The organism is Pseudomonas sp. P5_A2_2 (assembly GCF_054177685.1).
Genome location: NZ_JBGCUL010000723.1, coordinates 1 through 2,341, shown reverse-complemented (window position 1 = coordinate 2,341; position 2,341 = coordinate 1). Strand labels below are relative to the sequence as shown.

Here is a 2,341-nt window from a genome sequence, read left to right as displayed (position 1 = left end):
GCCTATGTCCATGTGTTGGCCGACGCTTTGACGTCGGTGCTGGCGATTGCCGCATTGCTGGCCGGGCGGTATCTGGGGTGGGTGTGGCTGGACCCGGTGATGGGCATCGTGGGCGCCATCGTGATCGCGAAATGGGCCATTGGATTGATGCGTGACAGCGCTGCGGTGTTGCTCGATGTCACAGATGAGCACGTTGCCGATGAAATTCGTGAACTGCTGGAGTCATCGGACGATGTGCGTATCAGCGATCTGCATGTCTGGCAGGTCGGTCCCCAGGCGCGGGCCGCGATTGTCAGCGTTGTTGTCGCGGCCAATGTCAGTGCCGACACCATTCGCGAACGCCTGGCGCCGGTCCATGAACTGTCTCACCTGACCGTCGAATACCGCACTGTTTGAGCGGTTTGCGGTCAGTCACGGAACAGCGCAATCCGTCCATTCACGGACGGGCGGTAATGCCAGGTCAGGCGATCCAGTGCCGGCTTCATCGCAAGAATTTGCCGGACGGTAGCGCCAGCAATGCATAACGCCAGGCGTTGCCCCGGACATTGATGGCGCCCCGCACCAAAGGTGAAGCTGCGCCGGTTCGGGCGGTCGAGCAGGAATGCATCGGGGTTGTCGTTGAGCTGCGGGTCGCGATTGGCCGAGGCCAGCAGCACCAGGATCACGTCTCCGGTATTCAGCCTCACCCCGTCAATCTCGCAGGGGGCGGCGACGAAGCGACGGGTGTTCTGTACCGGCGGGTCGAAGCGCTGCACTTCGGCCAGCAGGTCTTCGACAGGGGTTGATTCGCTGCACAACGACGGGTGTTGAATCAATGCCAGCACGGCGTTACCGATCAACCCGGCAGTGGCTTCGAAGGTCTGGGAGAACAGGCCGATCAGGTTGGCGATCAGTGTTTGCGGTGTGCCTGACGCGAAGCGCTGGCGGATACCGCCAAGCAGAGGGCTATGGTTGTCCGGGTCGGCCAAAAGCTCGACACAGTAGCCGCTCAACTGTTCAGCGGCGGCATGAGCCGCAGCCAGTTGCACCGGACGACTCAGGGGCGACAGGCAGGCGACGAAATCCGCCGTCAGTTCGCTGATGACACGGCCCTGAGCCGGGGTGAATCCCAACAACGCCGCCACCACGCACACCGGCCCACGGAACATGGCGTTGTACAGGCCGGCGGCATCCGCGGTCATCAATCGGGCGCTGACCAGGGCCTCGACTTCCCGCGTATCGATCAACTCCAGCCCCGGCTCAATCGCCGACCGTGGGCAACGCTGGCGTTCGCCCTCATTCATGCGCATCAATTGGCCGAACACCTGGCCGGCCATGCCGTCGGCGATCGCCTTGGGGATTGGCTCCTGCTCGGGGCGAACGTGGCAATCGGGATGCGCCAGCACGGCGGCCACCGCTTGGGCGCTGCTGGCCACCCACATGTTCAGCCCCGGATGAAAAACCAGCCCGCCTTCGCCACGCAGTTGTGCGTAGTAGGGATAAGGATCGGTATGGGTCGCAGCGATGATCGGGTCCATGGGTCACAGCCTTTTGTTGTCGGAAAGTGTTGCTACTATCTCCAGTCCGAAAGGGCATTGATTCGTCCGGGAGCGAAATATGAGCGCAGAACGACACGACATTGGCGTCTCGCAGGTGGCGGCAGCCATCGCCGAGCCGGCGCGGACGAAAATCCTCTGTTCGCTGATGGACGGCCACGCCCGCACCAGCACCGAACTGGCGGCGGTGGCCGAAGTCAGCGCGTCGACCGCCAGTGCCCACCTGGCCAAACTCAAGGAGCTGGCGCTGGTGCGGCTGCACGTTCAGGGACGTCACCGCTATTACAGCCTGGCGGACAAACGCGTGGCCCAGGCCCTGGAGGCGCTGATGGTCATCGGTCAGAACGCGGCACCGACTTTTCAGTCACGCACTCCTGACCGCCTGCAATTTGCCCGCACCTGCTACGACCACATGGCGGGCACCCTGGCCGTGCTGATGCATGACCGGATGCTCGAAGCGGGCTGGCTTGAGGAAACCGACGAACAGGCCTATCGCTTGAGTGGCAGTGGTACGGCAATGTTTCAAGGGCTCGGGATCGAGGTGCAGGACTTGAGCACCTTGCGCCGCCGTTTTGCCTGCCCGTGCCTGGACTGGAGCATGCGCCGGCCGCATCTGGGCGGGTCGCTGGGGGCGGCGTTGCTGCAAACGGCGCTCAAGCGCAAGTGGGTGACCCAGGATCTGGACAGTCGGGCGTTGGCGTTGACGGCGTTGGGGCGCAAGGAAGTAGCGGGGCGGTTTGGGGTTGAGTTGCCGTTGGATATTGAGGAAAAGAGCAAAAGATCGCAGCCTGCGATCTTTTTACGCC

The 2,341-nt window shown here is 63.0% G+C and carries 3 protein-coding genes; 2 read left to right on the top strand and 1 reads right to left on the bottom strand.

Features of this window, described 5'->3' with window-relative positions; translation table 11 throughout:
* A partial coding sequence (locus ACXRVY_RS24795) for a cation diffusion facilitator family transporter (protein ID WP_458238500.1) occupies window positions 1–396 on the top strand: 396 nt, incomplete at its 5' end.
* Window positions 397–407: 11 nt separating this feature from the next.
* On the opposite strand, the gene ACXRVY_RS24790 is transcribed toward ACXRVY_RS24795, so the two are convergent.
* Window positions 408–1,517, bottom strand: a complete 1,110-nt coding sequence (locus tag ACXRVY_RS24790; RefSeq protein ID WP_223461961.1) for a cytochrome P450 — start codon at window positions 1,515–1,517, stop codon at window positions 408–410.
* A gap of 79 nt (window positions 1,518–1,596) precedes the next feature.
* Between ACXRVY_RS24790 and ACXRVY_RS24785 the strand changes: the two genes are divergently transcribed.
* The coding region (locus ACXRVY_RS24785) for an ArsR/SmtB family transcription factor (RefSeq protein WP_458238499.1) at window positions 1,597–2,341 on the top strand (745 nt) is incomplete at its 3' end.

Coding starts and splice junctions, on each gene's coding strand:
- ACXRVY_RS24790 (WP_223461961.1), bottom strand. CDS start 1,517: ATGGACCCGATCATCGCTGCGACCCATACCGATCCTTATCCCTACTAC.